Origin of the sequence: Microcoleus anatoxicus (assembly GCF_042465725.1) — a bacterium.
Classification (GTDB): domain Bacteria; phylum Cyanobacteriota; class Cyanobacteriia; order Cyanobacteriales; family Microcoleaceae; genus Microcoleus; species Microcoleus anatoxicus.
On record NZ_CP120853.1, the window covers coordinates 5,653,820 to 5,670,058 of the forward strand.

General features: G+C 46.2%; 13 protein-coding genes and 1 tRNA gene. 6 read left to right on the forward strand and 8 right to left on the reverse strand.

Annotated elements, in window-relative coordinates; genetic code table 11:
- Nucleotides 1–94: 94 nt before the first annotated feature.
- From P2A85_RS24575 to smc, 4 genes are all read right to left on the reverse strand, one after another.
- Entirely contained in the window at nt 95–1,234 is a 1,140-nt protein-coding gene (locus tag P2A85_RS24575; protein ID WP_377475972.1) for an RNA-guided endonuclease InsQ/TnpB family protein, read from the reverse strand.
- The gene (locus tag P2A85_RS24580) at nt 1,182–1,844 is read right to left on the reverse strand and encodes an IS607 family transposase (protein WP_340517624.1); all 663 of its coding nucleotides are present in this window, start codon (nt 1,842–1,844) and stop codon (nt 1,182–1,184) included. Before P2A85_RS24580 ends, P2A85_RS24575 begins: the two co-directional genes overlap by 53 nt.
- A 146-nt stretch (nt 1,845–1,990) precedes the next feature.
- Nucleotides 1,991–3,004 carry a PRC-barrel domain-containing protein gene (locus tag P2A85_RS24585; protein ID WP_377475973.1) on the reverse strand — a complete coding sequence of 338 codons (1,014 nt, stop codon included), beginning with the start codon at nt 3,002–3,004 and terminating at the stop codon, nt 1,991–1,993.
- A gap of 162 nt (nt 3,005–3,166) precedes the next feature.
- Nucleotides 3,167–6,883, reverse strand: coding sequence for a chromosome segregation protein SMC (smc, locus tag P2A85_RS24590; RefSeq protein ID WP_377475974.1), 3,717 nt, complete (start codon nt 6,881–6,883; stop codon nt 3,167–3,169).
- A 421-nt stretch (nt 6,884–7,304) separates the two neighbouring features.
- Between smc and murA the strand changes: the two genes are divergently transcribed.
- Nucleotides 7,305–8,654, forward strand: coding sequence for a UDP-N-acetylglucosamine 1-carboxyvinyltransferase (gene murA, locus P2A85_RS24595; protein ID WP_377475975.1), 1,350 nt, complete (start codon nt 7,305–7,307; stop codon nt 8,652–8,654).
- Between the two features lie 115 nt (nt 8,655–8,769).
- Here murA and P2A85_RS24600 read toward each other — a convergent pair whose 3' ends face one another.
- On the reverse strand, nt 8,770–8,970 hold the full coding sequence (locus P2A85_RS24600) for a hypothetical protein (RefSeq protein WP_377475976.1): 201 nt from the start codon (nt 8,968–8,970) through the stop codon (nt 8,770–8,772).
- A 29-nt stretch (nt 8,971–8,999) separates the two neighbouring features.
- Here P2A85_RS24600 and P2A85_RS24605 point away from each other — a divergent pair, with 29 nt between their 5' ends.
- The 3 genes from P2A85_RS24605 (at nt 9,000) to P2A85_RS24615 (ending at nt 11,000) form a co-directional block, all read left to right on the forward strand.
- Complete coding sequence (locus P2A85_RS24605) at nt 9,000–9,872, forward strand: M48 family metallopeptidase (protein WP_377481687.1); 873 nt, start codon at nt 9,000–9,002, stop codon at nt 9,870–9,872.
- Nucleotides 9,851–9,932 (forward strand) — tRNA-Leu (locus tag P2A85_RS24610). The genes P2A85_RS24605 and P2A85_RS24610 overlap by 22 nt, the downstream gene beginning before the upstream one ends.
- Before the next feature lie 222 nt (nt 9,933–10,154).
- Entirely contained in the window at nt 10,155–11,000 is an 846-nt protein-coding gene (locus P2A85_RS24615) for a Tic22 family protein (protein WP_377475978.1), read from the forward strand.
- A gap of 3 nt (nt 11,001–11,003) precedes the next feature.
- Here P2A85_RS24615 and P2A85_RS24620 read toward each other — a convergent pair whose 3' ends face one another.
- Entirely contained in the window at nt 11,004–11,189 is a 186-nt protein-coding gene (locus P2A85_RS24620) for a hypothetical protein (protein ID WP_377475979.1), read from the reverse strand.
- A 12-nt stretch (nt 11,190–11,201) separates the two neighbouring features.
- Here P2A85_RS24620 and prmC point away from each other — a divergent pair, with 12 nt between their 5' ends.
- A complete protein-coding gene (gene prmC / locus P2A85_RS24625; protein WP_377475981.1) occupies nt 11,202–12,170 on the forward strand; it encodes a peptide chain release factor N(5)-glutamine methyltransferase in 969 nt (322 codons plus the stop codon).
- A gap of 165 nt (nt 12,171–12,335) precedes the next feature.
- The gene (locus tag P2A85_RS24630) at nt 12,336–12,560 is read left to right on the forward strand and encodes a hypothetical protein (protein ID WP_377475983.1); all 225 of its coding nucleotides are present in this window, start codon (nt 12,336–12,338) and stop codon (nt 12,558–12,560) included.
- On the opposite strand, the gene recG is transcribed toward P2A85_RS24630, so the two are convergent.
- Together recG and P2A85_RS24640 are read right to left on the reverse strand one after the other, a co-directional pair.
- On the reverse strand, nt 12,561–15,071 hold the full coding sequence (gene recG, locus P2A85_RS24635) for an ATP-dependent DNA helicase RecG (RefSeq protein ID WP_377475984.1): 2,511 nt from the start codon (nt 15,069–15,071) through the stop codon (nt 12,561–12,563).
- A gap of 226 nt (nt 15,072–15,297) precedes the next feature.
- Nucleotides 15,298–16,215 (reverse strand): hypothetical protein, encoded by a 918-nt coding sequence (locus tag P2A85_RS24640; protein WP_377475985.1) that lies wholly within the window; start codon nt 16,213–16,215, stop codon nt 15,298–15,300.
- Between the last annotated feature and the right edge of the window lie 24 nt (nt 16,216–16,239).

Below are 16,239 nucleotides of genomic sequence, written 5' to 3' on the forward strand. Positions count from 1 at the left end.
AGTGTTTAATACGGGACTATGAAGACAGGATTTTATATGATTAGGTAGATACTGTGGTACATTTACGCGATACATTTCAAATATCTTGGACAAGTCAGACACATGAAAATACCTCGATAGCATCGCCCGCAAGGGTGAAGGGCGTACCCGCCAAAGCTTTTAGCATAATGCCAAAAGCACCGTTTGCGTCCCGGTCGGCAACATAACCGCATTCGGGACATTTAAAAACTTTGTTGCCGGCCAACTTGGCGTGAACGTGACCGCACCTACCGCAGGTTTTAGAAGTATAAGCTTCGTTAGTTTCTACCACTATTACCCCGTGCCGAATAGCTCTACCTAATAGCAACTGCTTGAATCGGTAATGGCTCCAAGTTAGCATTGACCGTACGACAAGCGTGTTAATCCGCCTTTTTGATTTCAGTACCATTTCTGACGTGTGAAAGGTGGGAATAAAAATCACCTTGTAATTGCGAACCAAGTAACTAGCACTTTGACGATGCAATTCATCCACTAAATTGCGAATCTTGATTCGGATTTTGTCAGCAGCACGAAGTATAGCTCGGCGTTGTTTAGCTTTAACTTGTTTTTGGTATGCACGGCTAATTAATTTGTCAAGGTGAAAGCATAATCTGACGATTCGCTCTATGTCTCCCTTGCCAATCTCTAAAACCGTTTCTCCGTCGTAACCAGTTAAAAATGTTCGCACCCCAGGATCGAGCGCAATTACCTTATTCTGGGTGGTTGATGAAGCAGGAATGTGTTCGGGGATTACAGCAAACCAACGCCGTCTATCTCTGACTAGCTGAGTGCCATACCCGCAAAAATCTGGCAGTGGTTGGGAAGATTCAAACCCACATCCTTTGGTTAATTGAGGGAACCAAACGCCTTTGATGTAATTCCCATTTTTGAATTTAATGGTGGCTACTGATTGGCGACAACTGCGAAACTTTGCTTCACCATTGTTGGCTTTTGCTTGCCTCCTTGCGTCGCAAGCATCTTGTACAGCGTTGGCTTTGGGGTGTCTCGGTACTGTTTTCAACCAAGCTGGCAAATCCTTAAGGATTTGGGCTTCTAGATCGTAGCTGCTACCTCGGAAGCCCTTTTTCAAAGCCTCTATGCAGCGGTTATAAACAAAGCGACAACCCGCCAACCAATGTCGCCAGATCTGGTTTAATTTACTGTCAGGATAGACTCGGACTTTCCTCGTAGAGTTCGGCGGTAATTTCGCCGTCAATTTCTGTGAGTGCCGTTTTTTGCTTTTGTATTTCCTGGTCTTCCCTGAGCTTTTTTTCGTACTTGCGGAGTCCGTATAACCGAGAGCTGAAACAATGGACGACTGACAGCATATCTTGCACGAGTTCTGTTTCTGGACTGTATTTTTGCTGGTAGAGAACCACGACTTTACAGTCAAACTTTTCGCATAACCACTCGATGAGCTCGAAACCAAATCGGGCAAGTCTGTCTTTGTGGGCAACGACAAGACATTGGATATCGCCGCTGATAATTCGTTCCAGAATGGTGTTAAGTTTTCGCCGCCTAAAATTGAGTCCCGAGCCAATTTCTGTGATGACTTCTGAGCCTGGGTAACTTGTAGTAAGTGCCTCAGTTTGTCTTTTGAGGTCGTCTCTTTGGCTAGATGTTGAGACTCTGGCGTACAAAACTGTAGAAGGTCGAGCAAGCTCAGTTGTACCGGATTTTTGTTTGAGATATTCGGCGATATCGTAACGTCTTTGTCCTGCCTCGGTTTTGATGGTCTTGATGAGGCCATCTTCTGACCATCGGGCAAGGGTTCTGGGGTTAACTCCCAAAGCGTTAGCTGCTTCTCTTGGTGTGACATACGGCATGGCATTCTCGTGGAAGAATACTTTTGATTTTATCTGAGTTTGTCCGTTATGTCTACTATGTCCGTTGAAGTCGTGTTAACTGCCTTTAGGTCACACGTCTTGACGACAGTATCTACGGGAATTATGGCGATGGATTCACAGAATTTTTAATAACCAGCTTCCTCTTCGTATTCAGGAGTCTTAGTCTTCTCAGGGATATTCACGCGAGGAGCCTTGTAAGGCTTCGGCGCTTCATCATCAGCCCAAGCATCGGCTTCCACATCATCCTCGTACTCGTATTCCACCACCGGCTCTTTTTTGGTGCTATAACTTTCAGGACGATCGTACTTTTTCTCTTCGTACTCTTCCTCGTAATCGTCCTCCTCGCCGCCCCAATTATCCTCTTCATAATCATCGTAATCATTCACCGGAGGTGGTTGCACCTGACGCAGGGGCTGTCGCACAGGAGGCCGATTCCACTGTGAATCCTCATCCCAAGGAACCTCCTCCACCACAGGGGCTGCTGTCTTCCGGACCATGGACGGGGCTGCTAGGGGCACTCCAGGCCCCAATTGATTTGGCGTTCCCACGGGCTTGGGATAATAGCCTTGTTCGTCCTCTTCTCGTTCCCAGGGTGCTTGTCCTAAGCCGACGCGCTCCAACAAGCCCACACTAAGCTGTCGGAGTCTTTCCTCGGAACCTTCAAACACAATCAAGCGATTGGGGCCACTGCTGACAATTTCTTCAATTCCCAAGTCATAGGTGCTGAGCACTTGTTCGGGGATTTGGGGGATTCCCAGAGAAGCAATCACGATGGAAACTAACTTACCGTCTTCTGGGTCGAACCGAAAGCCTCGCACTCTCCCCAAAAGTTCGCCGGTTTCGGTGATGACTTCGCTGTTAATCAAAATACTGTAGACTTCAACATCAATATCATCTTCGATCGCGCTCTCATCTTCCACCAACAGCACGTCGCCGATTTCGCTGACACTGGTAAGGAACATATACTTAGGCATTCCAGCGACTGCAAATATATTATCTCGTAGACCGATCGCCACAACTTCCCGCCGGTCGATGTCCACCCACAGTTGACTAACTACACCCAGGCGTTTACCTCTGTCGCGGGTGATGACTTGAGTGCCGAGAATATCGGAGCGTTGGCAGATTTGTTCGGATGTCATTCTAATTTTGATCCTAATTTATTAATGAAGTACATATATCACTCAACATGGTCAGTCGATATGAGATTTGAGACTTGAGATTGGAGATTTACTCCACAGATTAACCTAAGAGCTGGAACTGTAGTCTAAAATTTTCATCTCTTTAACGACTTAAATCGGGGACTATAACTTCAGCCCCAACACTTGAGTATAAGCTCCCCGTGCTTGAGTAACACCAATTGTACGCTGAGCCGATTGAATCATAGGTCGCCGCAAACTCACAACAATAAACTGGGCTTGTTCAGACTGTCGTTTTATCATTCTAGCTAATCGCTCCACATTTGCCCCATCCAGAAACATATCCACTTCATCAAAAGCGTAGAACGTAGACGGGCGGTAGCGTTGCAGCGCAAAAATAAAACTCAGCGCCGTCAAGGATTTTTCACCTCCAGACATGGAAGCCAGACGTTGTACGGGCTTACCTTTTGGGTGAGCGACTAGATTCAAACCGCTACTGAAGGGGTCTTCTAGATCGTCTAGCTGTAGATAACCATCACCTTCGGAAAGTTCCGCAAAGATAGTCTGGAAGTTTTCATTGACAGCATCAAAAGCTTCTTTAAAAGCGCGCCGCCGTAGGGTGGTAAAGTTTTCGATTCTCAACAGCAGTTCCGTCCGTTCACCTTCCAAGGTTGTCAATTTTTGACTCAATTCTTGCAGCCGTTCTTGAGTGCGATTGTACTCAGATAATGCTAGCATATTCACTGGTTCTAGAGCTTGAATCCGTTTGGCGATCGCCTTTACTTCCTGCTGCAATTCCATCAAATTTCCCTGCTCCACATTTTCGGGAATCGACGGGACTGGATCGGGCATTTCCGCCCGCGCCGATGCCAATAAATCCCGAACTGCGGTCAATTGTTCCCGTCGTTCTTGCTGGCTTTCATTCAGTTTTTGTAACTGCCATTGTAACTGCTGTTTGGCTAAATGTTTTTCTCTGACTTGAGATTCTGCCCGATCGCGTTCTCCCTTCTGCACGCCCAATTTTTCCTCAATTTCTGCCACCGCGGCCTTAGCTGTAGCAATTTGTTGGTCGATCGCCAACTCCTGAGAAACTATCAGATTCAGGGCATCGGCGCAAGTATGTTGCTGGATTTGCCATTCCTGCAATTTCTCGCAGCCTGCTTTAATTTTATCCTCCCAACGCCCGAATTGAGTTTCCAGGTCTAAAAGCCGCTGCTGGACCTTTCTGAGAGCCAATTCTCGCTCTTGCAGTTGGGCTTCTAGGCTACGAAGACTAGATTGCATTTGTTGCCATTCGCTATGACTGTTGGACTCTTCCAACTGGGCTAAAGTTTGGCGGTACTGCTGCAATTCGGTTTCCTTTCCTGGCAATTCTCCTACCAGCCATTGCAATCTGGACTGGGAATTGGTTAATTCTTGAGTATTTTTAGTAATTTGCGATCGCCCTTGTTCCTGTTGGGCTTCTAGCTTGATAATTTCTGTCGCTAATTGTTCCAGCCGCAACTGATGTTCGCGCAAATTTTGTTTAGCTTCCATCAATTCCTGACTCCTGGTTTTGAGAGCAACAGACGCGCGATCGATCGCTATTTTGCACCGTTCTAAAATCCGTTCAATTTCCTGAAGGCGTTCTTGCTCATAGGCGATCGTCCTTGCTTCCACTTGCGCCTCCGACGCATCTACCGTACCAAAATGCAACGTCGATCTATTGGTAGAACTCCCCCCAGTCATCGCCCCACTCGTCTCCAAAATCTCCCCATCCAAAGTCACAATCCGGTACTGTCCCAAATAGCGGCGAGCATCACCGAGATTGCTAAACACCACCGTACTGCCAAAAACATAGGCAAAAATCTCATTGTACCGGCCATCGCAGTCAATCAAATTCACCGCTGTATCCACAAAACCAGCCGCCCTACGCAAATTTTCATTCACCGAAAATCTGCCACCCCTAATTTTATTCAACGGCAAAAACGTCATCCTACCAGCCCGTTTTTGTTTCAACAATTCAATCGCCCCGGCAGCTATGCGGTCATCTTCCACCACCATATTTCCCATCCGACCACCCGCCGCAATTTCCAATGCTAATTGATAGCGTGGTTCCACCCTTCCCAGTTGAGCTACCAGCCCACAAATTCCGACTATACCACTTTGTACTATCACTTTGGCGGTAAAAGTTCCCGTGGCTTCTTGGAGTGCTTGAAACTGCATTTCCAGTTTATCTAATTTCCGCTGTCTTTCCCGTTGTTCTACTAACAAACGAGTTTGAGTTTCTTGTTGTAATTGCAATTCTTGTTCATTTCCCGCCACAATTTGAGTGAGGGATTCTACTTGCAAAGCTGCAATTCCTTGAGTTTCCATCAGCCGGGATTGTTGAATTTTTTTCCCGGCTATTTCCTGCGCTAATACTTGCAGGGATTGGTTTTGTTCTTGAATTTGACTTTCTAGGCGATCGACTCTTTCTCCAATGGCTGCTTGTTCGGCGCGAGCGGGTTCCAAACTTTGTTGTACAGTTTCTATTTGGCGGTGCAGTTCCGTTTGCTGTTGTACCCAAGCTTCGGCTGTCGAGGCGATCGCATTGGCCACTTCCCGATGCTGCTCTAAAATTTGCCCCGCTTCATCCCGCTGTTGGACCAAAGTTCCTTGCTGAGACTTAACATAAGATATTTCAATCTCAATTTGCTCCAAACTTTGCCGGAATTGCCGAATTTCTTGCTCAATTTGTGCTATGTTTGCTGCTAATTGTCCCGCAGTAGTTTCCAATTCCTGCTTGCGGTTTTGCATTTGCCGCCGTTCGGCTTCTTGGGTCGCCATGGTCGATTGTAGCGCCAACAATTCCGACTCTCCCAAGGCTTTGACGCGGGCATTTAGTGCATCTAGTTCTGTGGTTACTGTGTGAATTTCAGTGTTAATGGTTTGCAGTTGTTCGGTGAGAGCGGTACCATGGCGATCGCCAGCTTCGATTTGTTCCCGCAGTTTCCATTCTTGCTTTTGCAACTGACGGAATTTAAGGACAATTTCCCACTGGGATTTTTCTTGAAGTTCCGCCCGCAATTTTTGATATTTTTCCGCTTTTGTGCGATCGCTCGCCAGTCTATCTCGCTGGGAAATCAACTCTTTCTCCACAATGCGGCTGCGTTCTTCCACATCCTTAACTTCATCCAATTTCTGCCTAGCTAAGGAGATTTTGCGATCGAATTGAGCCACGCCCGCCAACTCGTCAATTATTTCCCGTCGTTCTTTGGAATTCATCGAAATAATGCTAGTAACGTCCCCTTGCAATACGACGTTATAACCTTCGGGATAAATTCGCAATCGGTTTAGTTGTTCGTGAAGTTGAGTTAGGGTACAAGGTTGCCCATTAATATAATAAGTAGAAGTGTAAGTTCCTTGGCGAGTTACTCGCAGTTTCCGAGTCACACTCCATTCCGAAGATTTGGGATTTTCGATGGGGGATTTTCGATGAGACGATTTGGGATTGGTAGGTAATTGTCCATTATTTTCGAAATTCTCTGGAATTTCCAGGTTTTCTACTAATACTGCTTCTACTTCTTGAGACAACTCATCTGCTGCATCTTGATCTTCATGCTCATCTTCATCATCAGCAAACCATTCATCTCCCACACCTTCGAGGGCGAATGTGGCGGTAACACTAGCTTCGATAGTACCGCGTTTATTTTGGGCATTGTTCACCAAATCCGGCAAACGTTCAGCCCGCATCCCTTTAGAACTCGAAAGTCCCAGACAAAACAGCAAAGCATCCAGGATATTGGATTTCCCAGAACCGTTGGGGCCCGAAACCACGGTAAAACCGGGCAGCACGGGAATGGCCGTCGTGCCGCCAAAAGATTTAAAATTAGTTAGTTCGATCCGTTTAATGTGAACCATATGCTAGGACTAGCTTTGGCTCTAAGTAATTGTTCCAAGTTAACACAAGCACCGCCGATCGTGAACCAAGTTTCAACTTTTGCAGTCGCGATCGAACAGATATCTTACACCTTAGTCAACAACACACGATGCCTGTTGAGCAACAACTTGTTGAGAATACCCCCACCACAGGCGAACCCCCGCAAAAATTGTAAATTTTGATGCAGTTAATTAAATTAAAGGCGATCGGGATGATTTGTGCAACTTTTCCTGAAAGGCTAGGCCAGAGAGCGTTTGGGAACTAGGAACTCCAAAATTATTTCGATACCCCCTAGACATATGAAATCTTTCGGGTAAAATCGAAACCAAAATTAATAACGTATGAAGTAACAAATCGCATATGGAGGGCAAAATCATTAAACCAGCTCAGAACTCATCCAATATGTCAGCTTCACCCGAAAGCGACCAACCAGTATTAAAAATTTGGGGTCGCCAGCCCCTCCAAGGACAGGTCAAAATCAGTGGGGCCAAAAACTCCGCCTTAGTAGTCATGGCTGGTGCCATTCTGTGCCCGGAAGATTGCCGTCTGCGCAACGTTCCCTCCCTAGTCGATGTCGCCCGCATGGCGCAAATTCTCTCGGCTGTAGGGGTCAAAATAGAGACAAATGGGGATATCTTAGATATCAATGCCAGCCAACTCATAGACGCTCAAGCTCCCTACGAGTTAGTCAGCCAACTGCGGGCGAGCTTTTTCATCATCGGTCCACTGCTGGCACGTTTAGGATTTGCGAAAGTCCCGTTACCCGGTGGGTGTGCCATCGGTGCCCGGCCAGTGGAACTCCACGTTCGTGGGTTGCAAGCCCTCGGCGCTGAAGTCCACATCGACCACGGCACTGTTCACGCCTACGTCAAAGGGCCAAACCGCCGTTTAAAGGGAGCTAAAATTTATTTAGATTATCCCAGCGTCGGAGCGACGGAAACTTTGATGATGGCTGCTACCTTGGCTGAAGGAGAAACCATCATTGAAAATGCGGCTCAAGAACCGGAAGTGGCAGATTTGGCAAATTTCTGTCGCGCTATGGGAGCTCAAATTCAGGGTGCTGGGACTAATACCATCGTCATTTCAGGGGTTCCCAAACTTCACTCCGTAGACTATTCAATTATTCCCGATCGCATCGAAGTCGGTACATTTTTAGTAGCCGGAGCAATTACTAACTCAGAAATCAGTTTATCGCCAGTCATTCCGGACCACATCACCGCCGTCATTGCCAAGTTGCAGGCAATGGGAGCAAAATTTATTACAGAATCTCCCCACATTTTGCGGATAGTTCCCGGTCAGATTCATAAAGCCACAGATATCGAAACTTTACCTTACCCCGGTTTCCCCACAGATATGCAGGCTCAGTTTATGGCTTTGCTAACTACGAGCGAGGGCGACAGCATCATTAAGGAAACTGTGTTTGAGAACCGCTTGCGTCACGTAGCCGAACTTAACCGTATGGGTGCGGATATTCGCGTCAAAGGCAATGTGGCCGTGGTGCGCGGAGTGCCGATGCTCTCCGGTGCGCCCGTCACAGCCACAGATTTGCGGGCTTCGGCGGCTTTGGTGCTGGCGGGACTGGCTGCTGATGGTGTCACCACCATCAGCAGTTTGCAGCATTTGGACCGCGGTTACGAGCAGTTAGAGGTGAAATTGCAAAAATTGGGAGCGAAATTGGAGCGGGTGAAAGAGGGTACAGCAGTCGCTAATGTTGAGGCTCCTGTCGAACCAGTGCGATCGGGTTTAAAGTAGTCATTAGTCATTGGTCATTAGTCAGTAGTCATTAGTCATTGGTCATTAGTCATTAGTCATTAGTCATTAGTCAGTAGTCATTAGTCATTGGTCATTAGTCATTAGTCATTAGTCATTAGTTAGTAGCGGTGCCCTGCCCTTCGACTCCGCTCAGGAACCTCGTAGTCGAAGGGTCATTAGTTAGTAGAAAGTCCTTACTACAAACTTTAATGACCAATGACCAATTCCCAATTCCCAATTCCCAATGACCAATTCCCAATTCCCAATTCCCAATTCCCAATGACCAATGACCAATGACCAATGACCAATTCCCCATTCCCCATTCCCCATTCCCAACTGACTAAAATGCCAAATATACCGCTAATCGGTTTGAAAGCAGATCAGTTTCGCCACCCGCTAGACTTGGAAGCCACCAATGCTCTCAAACAACTGCCCGGCCTGGATTTGATGGTGCGACAGTTGTTAGGTCAAATTGGCGAACAGTTTTTCATGCTGGAACATCTGGCTTCTAGCGTCCAAGTGGGCGAAAATCAATTGCCCCACCTACATCATTTGTTATTGGATGCCTGCAAAACTCTGGATTTGGAAGTGCCTCAACTTTATGTCCGCCAGCATCCCATGCCCAATGCTTACACCTTTGCGATGCGGGGAAAACAGCCTTTTGTGGTGATGCACACTTCTTTGATTGATTTGCTTACAGATGAGGAAGTTAAGGCGGTAATTGGTCATGAGTTGGGGCATTTGAAGTGCGAACATGGAGTTTATTTGACTCTGGCTAATTTAATTGTGTTAGCCGCTGGTCAAATTTCCCCTTTGGGAACCGTGCTAGTGCAGGGTTTGCAGGCGCAAATGTTGGAGTGGCTCCGATGTGCGGAATTTACTTGCGATCGCGCGGCTTTGTTGGCAACTCAGGACTCTAAAGTGGTAGCATCGGTGTTGATGAAGCTGGCCGGAGGTTCTCCGACTTTGGCTCCCAAACTCAATGTTGATGCGTTTTTGGCCCAAGCGCGAGCCTACGATGACCTCAGCAGCACGGAGTTAGGGCAAATGCTCAAGCAAGCTCAGACTTCTCAGTTGTCCCATCCAGTCCCAGTATTGCGGGCCAGGGAAATCGATCGCTGGGCAAGTTCAAAAAATTATGAATCTTTGCTTGCACAAAGTCGATCGGTGTGTTATGATGGTGAAACTAAGAAAAAGGGCGGGTGGCGAAATTGGTAGACGCATCAGACTCAAAATCTGACACCGAAAGGTATGAGAGTTCGATTCTCTCCCCGCCCACTACCAATAATCAAAACAATACGGTGTGTGGCAAACAAGCGAGACTAAAGTCGCGATCGAGAAGCTGCTGGTGGGACATCACTCAAGAGTGTTCTTCGTAATGTGATAAAATTTTCATTGTGAGTAATAAAAATAAACATCTACGCAGGCACTGTCGCTCGTGTCAATGAGCAAGTCTTTGCGTTAATGTATCTCAGGATGGCTCGCTCCTGATGGAAAAACATGAAATCATTAGTTCGTTTAGGTGCAATTTTGGGGATTATGGGCAGCACTCTGCTTGGCCCATCACCAATAGGTAATATGTCTGCACTGGCCCTGCCGGAACCGCAAATTTTGGAAAAGTTGCGATCGGTTCCAGTGTTTACCATTACAGATGCTCAGGGTGCACCTCTGATCGCTTCTGTACCGAAGCAAGGTCAGGGTCAAACTGGTAATGCTTCTGTGGCTGGAATTTTCATCAGCCAGAAGGACGCTCAAGCTTTTGTCGATAAACTGAAAACCAGCAATCCTCAGTTGGCGGCATCGGTGCGCGTAACGCCCGTGTCCCTCGGAGAAATTTATCAAATCACTCAGGCAAATAAAGGTAAGCCGGATGAAGTATTGTTTGCCTACGTTCCTACTCCCCAACAAGTCCAGTTAGCTAAAACTGTACTTCAGCAAACTGGGCAACAAGTCAACGAGTTCAATGGTGTGCCTCTGTTTTTGGCTAGAGGTGGCCCGGAAAATGGTTATTTGACCATTCAGCGCGGCCAGGAAGAGGTGATTCCTTTGTTTTTTAACAAGGAAGAATTGCAAGGAATGGTCGATCGTTTTAAACAGCAGCAGCCGAGCGTGACGACGGCAATTAAGATTGAGGTAGTTAATTTGGAAAGCGTTTTGGAAGCTTTGCGTACTGAGAACGACAAATTTTTAACGCAACTGATTTTGATTCCTTCACGGGAGTCACTGGAATTTGTGCGATCGCTCACACCCGCGGGTGCTGGGAACCAAAATCAACCGCCGGCCTCCAACCAAACCAGACCGGCACCTCAAGCTCCAATTCCCAGCCAACCCCGACCAACTCGTTAATAATTAGTCAGTTGACAGTTGGCAGTTGACAGTTGGCAGTTGGCAGTTGACAGTTGGCAGTTGACTGTTGACGGTTGACTGTTGACGGTTGACTGTTGACTGTTGACTGTTTTCATTAGTTACCAATGCCCGATGCCCAATGCCCGATGCCCAATTCCCAATTCCCAATTCCCAATTCCCAATTCCCAATTCCCAATTCCCATGTTTGTTTCTGGTTTAGAGCTTTGGCAGTGGATCGATCGAGCTAAGGTAGAGGCGATCGATTCTGATGTTTCCTTAGCCGAACTAGACTGGCTGCTGCAAGAGTTGACGAGTTTGGATAAATTGGCTCTGCGTTTGGAGTCATTTAAAGATTTACTCCAAATTAAATCGAATTTATCCTTAGCTGAACTTGACCAATTGTGGAAGCGACGGTTGCAGGAACGAGTGCCTGTGCAGTATTTAACTGGCACTACCTATTGGCGAGATTTTTCCCTCAAGGTAACGCCGGCGGTGCTGATTCCTCGTCCTGAGACAGAATTGTTGATTGATTTGGCTGTGGAAGCTATTCAAAGCCGTTTAGAAGCAGAAAATACTAATCCAAAATCTACCCCCACCCACCCAGGGCGGGCACGGGGGCACCGCCCCTACAGTCGGGGGGGAGAATTTTCTAAATCTAATTGGGTGGATTTGGGAACTGGTAGTGGGGCGATCGCGATCGGACTAGCTTCGGTCTTGACAAATTCCACAATTTATGCAGTAGATTTTTCTGTCGCAGCCTTGGCAGTTGCTCAACAGAATGCCGAGAATTTAGGTTTTGGCGATCGCATTAAATTCGATCGAGGTGCGTGGTGGGAACCGCTAGAATTCCTGAAAGGGCAAGTTAGTGGCATGATATCTAACCCACCTTACATACCCAGCAGCACAGTATTGACTCTGCAACCTGAAGTTACCAAACACGAACCTCATCTAGCCTTAGACGGCGGTTTAGATGGATTAGATTGCATCCGGCATTTAGCCGAAACAGCTCCCGATTATTTAGAATCCGGGGGAGTCTGGTTGGTTGAAATGATGGCTGGACAAGCTGAGGCGGTAGTTGAAATACTGGAAAGTCAGGGGAGTTATTGCGATGTTCAGATATTTGCTGATTTAGCGGGAATCGATCGCTTTGCTTTGGCGTATCGGCGTTAGGAACTATTACTCAATTTTAGATTTTGGATTTTGGATTTTGGATTGAAAAGCTACTCCCTTCCCACTTAAAGAATATGGAATTATTGAACCGCGAAGACGCGAAGGACACGAAGGAAGAAAATAAATAGAGTTGAATAATTTCGATGAAGAGTTGATTTGATATCAATGATTGTTGATAATTGCGCCGCCTTAAAAAAGAAGGATTACCTATTGACAGGCATGGATTTTTTGTGGTATTATTTAGACAATGGGAGTGGTGATAGAAATATATTTTTATCACCACTCCCATTATTAGATTATAGGTCATCAGGCGGGGAAAGTCAAGCATTTAACCCTGAAAAAAAAGGCGATTTTTTTTATTTGCATCAAAAAAATATTTATTATTTCTAGCTAAGTCAAAATCGACCCACTCATCATCCGCTGATATCTACGTTCTAATTCATCGCGCACCACCGGCCAATTGTTCAAACTTTCATCATCTTCAATTACCATTTGAGCAGCTTGGCGCGCCAACTCCAAAACTTCCTGATCCTCTACCAAACTCGCCAAGGCAAAATCTGGTAAGCCTGATTGACGAGTTCCCAAAACTTGACCAGGCCCGCGCAATCTCATGTCCATTTCGGCAATAAAAAAGCCGTCTTGGGACTGTTCTAAAACTTTCATTCTCTGTATGGCATCAGTGGTTTTAGAACCGGGCATTAGCAAGCAGTAAGAACGGTTGCTGCCCCGACCAACTCTACCCCGCAACTGGTGCAATTGTGACAGTCCAAAACGCTCGGAATTTTCGATTAACATTACTGTTGCATTGGGGACATCGACGCCAACTTCTACCACCGTAGTAGATACTAAAATATCCGTTTCTTTGTCTCTAAACTTAGTAATTGCTGCATCTTTGTCAGCACTACTCATTCTGCCATGGAGCAAACCAACCTTAAACTCAGGAAAAATACTTGTTTCAAGTTTTTCTTTTTCTTCAATAGCCGATCGCACATCCAGCTTTTCCGACTCCTCCACCAAGGGTAGCACAACATAAACTTGACGTCCGCTCGCCACTTCCCGCCGAATCAGATCGTAAGCTTGACTCCGTTCCTTTGAAGACAACACAGTAGTTTGAATCGCCTGTCTTCCCGGTGGCAATTCATCAATTTGACTCACATCCAAATCACCATGCAATGTCAGCGCCAAGGTCCGAGGAATGGGAGTTGCAGTCATGGTCAAAACGTGGGGAGATTCCCCTTTTTGTTGCAACTTCGCCCGCTGCTGTACACCAAATCGGTGCTGTTCGTCAATGACTACCAAGCCTAATTTATGAAAATTTACAGTATCTTGAATGAGGGCGTGAGTTCCGACTAAAACAGGCAATTGTCCGGTTTCTAACTGACTGTGAATTTCTCGTCGCTTGGCGATTTTTGTGGAACCAGTTAACAATTCCACAGACAAGTGCATCAAGTTGAACCAGCTTACTAATTTGCGGTAATGCTGTTCTGCTAAAACTTCCGTCGGTGCCATTAAAGCTGCTTGATAGCCGGATTGAATGGCGGCTAACATTGCTACGACGGCTACTACGGTTTTGCCAGCCCCCACATCGCCTTGGACTAATCTGTTCATCGGTGAAGGCGAGGCTAAATCGTTGAGAATGTCGTTAATTACTCTTTGTTGTGCGTTGGTTAATGCGAAGGGCAATATTTGGTAAAAATGTTCGATTAACTGGCCACTAGGAAGGATGATGGCGCTAGCTTGAGCTTTTCTTTGGGTTTGACGACGGTTTAAAAGTCCTAGTTGCAGATAGAAAAATTCGTCAAATACTAAGCGGCGACGGGCGGCGGCTAAACAATCGCGATCGAGGGGAAAGTGAATATTGGTGACAGCATCGGCTAAACCCATTAAACCATAGCGATCGCGCAAGTCGGCGGGCAAGGATTCTGACAACTGTTTCGTCGCCGACATTACAGCCAAAATCCCTCGCCTGACGACACCGGCATCCACTCCATCTGTCAGGGGATAAACGGGGATCAATCGGCCAACTTTCATGGATTCGATCGCACTTCCTGAGTCATCTAATACTTCTAATTCAGGATTTTCTAAAGTAATTCCATATTTGCCCTGCTTGACTAATCCCGAAGCTGCTAGCACTGCACCGGTACAATACTCGCGCTTTTTATGTTCTTGCCAGCCGCGATTGCTGTAGCGTGGACCTGCAAAAAAGCGACTGAGTTTAATTTCGCCACTGCGGTCTTTTAAAATTAATTCTAATATCGTTAATTTCTTATTTTTGGGACTAGAAAAGCAATTACAGCGCTTGACTTCGGCAATCAAAGTGACTGTTTCTCCAGCTACTAATTCTCTAATTTGTACTTGCTTGGCGTAGTCAATGTGGTTGCGGGGATAGTAGTAAAGCAAGTCGTATACAGTGTATAAACCCAATTTAGCCAAGCGGTTGCCGTTTCCGGGCCCGATTCCGGTGACGCGGGTCAATTCTTGTGTCAGAGTCAGACTCACTGGTGCTGATGTTGAACTCAGAGGTGCGGTGCGAGGGGAAATTGGTGGATTTTTTATTTCCTGTGTTTCCTGTGTTTCCTGTGTTTCCTGTGTTTCTGGTTCCGCTTGTTGGCTGCTTTGTTGTTCCCAAACTCGCTGGGTTTGTGTCAGAAAACTGCTGGTGATGGCGAGCAAATGTTGACGTGCTTCGATATCCTTCTGTGGATAGATGTCAAATTCGGCTGCTAGTTGCCGGGTGCGATCGCGCAAATTGGCAGTCACGACACCAGCTAGTTGTCTCAAGCTGACACTGAGAAACTCGCTGAAACGGTATTGACTGCCTTGTAAGTCGTTAAATCCGCGATCGGCTTCTACTGCAAGAGCTTTCTGCCACCGCTGCCATTCTGGTTGGTTATTAGTCATCACTCATTAGTCATTAGTTATTGGTTATTGGTTATTGGTTATTGGTTATTGGTTATTGGTTATTGGTTATTTGTTATTTGTGTTAATTCCAATGTCCTATTCCCAATTCCCAATTCCCTCCCCCTTTGGGGGGTAGCCCAATTCCCAATTCCCAATTCCCCAGTCATTAGTTATTAATCATAACTCAAGAATTCCAGACAACTGACAACATTCAACAGACAAATAACTAATCTTCAAACCAACTCGATCGCCAAGCTGACTCAGCCTCCACCACCGCTAATTCGCGTCGTTTTTTCTGGTAATCGCGTCCCAGAGTATTTAACCGCACAGATAAGTTGCGAATTTGCTGACGGTAAGTTGAGGTTGCTACATCGGCAAACTCTATTTCCGACAATCGGAGTTTAATCGCTGTAATTTGGATGGTGGTAGTACCTCTGATTTCTCTCAAGCTTTTCGATTCCGAGGAACTACCAGTTTCAATGATGATGTTTAATAAATGAGGAGGTCCCGCGACGCTTTCCCCGGAGGATTCTGCTTGATAAGCAGCTTCTAAAACCTGTTCTGGCAATTGATTCGATAAGATTCCAGACTGTTGCAGTAAGCGATTTATGTCGCGAGAAAGCAGTTTGATAATGTTAAATATTGCCTTTTCAATAGTCCGTTGCCAGCGCGCCAAAGTTTCCGGGGAATTGGCAGGTAACTCTTGGTTTCGGGCGGGATATTGATAATTAATGATGGAATCTTCTTGTTCTTCTATATCCCGATCGTCATCTATGTTGTCATCTTCTTCTCTGTTTTCATATTCCGCTAGTTCATCATATTCTTCTAGGTCTTCATCTTCTTCTAGGTCTGCGCTTGGATCTTCTTTAGTTGCTAGCGATCGCAATTTTTCTTGAGATATTGCAGCCAAAAGCCGTACCGAATGCTGCATTTTCTGCCGTTCTTTGAATGACAACTTGAGAAACGCATCGGGCGTTACTTGAGTGCAAAGGTGATAGCAAGCCAAAATCAACTGCTTTCGCACTGCTTTTCCCAAAGCAGTTAGATAATCTTCGTAGGTAGTGCGAAACTCCAAATTAAAGGCTGTTAAAGTTTCTTCTAGTGCTGCCAAATCTTGCTCTATTCGCTGTCTAGATCCCACCATCTCTCCCCGATAAACTTAAAAAAA

Excerpts from the sequence above, each read along its gene's own strand:
- P2A85_RS24580 (WP_340517624.1), bottom strand. The coding sequence starts at position 1,844 with ATGCCGTATGTCACACCAAGAGAAGCAGCTAACGCTTTGGGAGTTAAC.
- P2A85_RS24585 (WP_377475973.1), bottom strand. The coding sequence starts at position 3,004 with ATGACATCCGAACAAATCTGCCAACGCTCCGATATTCTCGGCACTCAA.
- smc (WP_377475974.1), bottom strand. The coding sequence starts at position 6,883 with ATGGTTCACATTAAACGGATCGAACTAACTAATTTTAAATCTTTTGGC.
- murA (WP_377475975.1), top strand. The coding sequence starts at position 7,305 with ATGTCAGCTTCACCCGAAAGCGACCAACCAGTATTAAAAATTTGGGGT.
- P2A85_RS24600 (WP_377475976.1), bottom strand. The coding sequence starts at position 8,970 with ATGGGGAATTGGTCATTGGTCATTGGTCATTGGTCATTGGGAATTGGG.
- P2A85_RS24605 (WP_377481687.1), top strand. The coding sequence starts at position 9,000 with ATGCCAAATATACCGCTAATCGGTTTGAAAGCAGATCAGTTTCGCCAC.
- P2A85_RS24615 (WP_377475978.1), top strand. The coding sequence starts at position 10,155 with ATGAAATCATTAGTTCGTTTAGGTGCAATTTTGGGGATTATGGGCAGC.
- prmC (WP_377475981.1), top strand. The coding sequence starts at position 11,202 with ATGTTTGTTTCTGGTTTAGAGCTTTGGCAGTGGATCGATCGAGCTAAG.
- P2A85_RS24630 (WP_377475983.1), top strand. The coding sequence starts at position 12,336 with ATGATTGTTGATAATTGCGCCGCCTTAAAAAAGAAGGATTACCTATTG.
- recG (WP_377475984.1), bottom strand. The coding sequence starts at position 15,071 with ATGACTAATAACCAACCAGAATGGCAGCGGTGGCAGAAAGCTCTTGCA.
- P2A85_RS24640 (WP_377475985.1), bottom strand. The coding sequence starts at position 16,215 with ATGGTGGGATCTAGACAGCGAATAGAGCAAGATTTGGCAGCACTAGAA.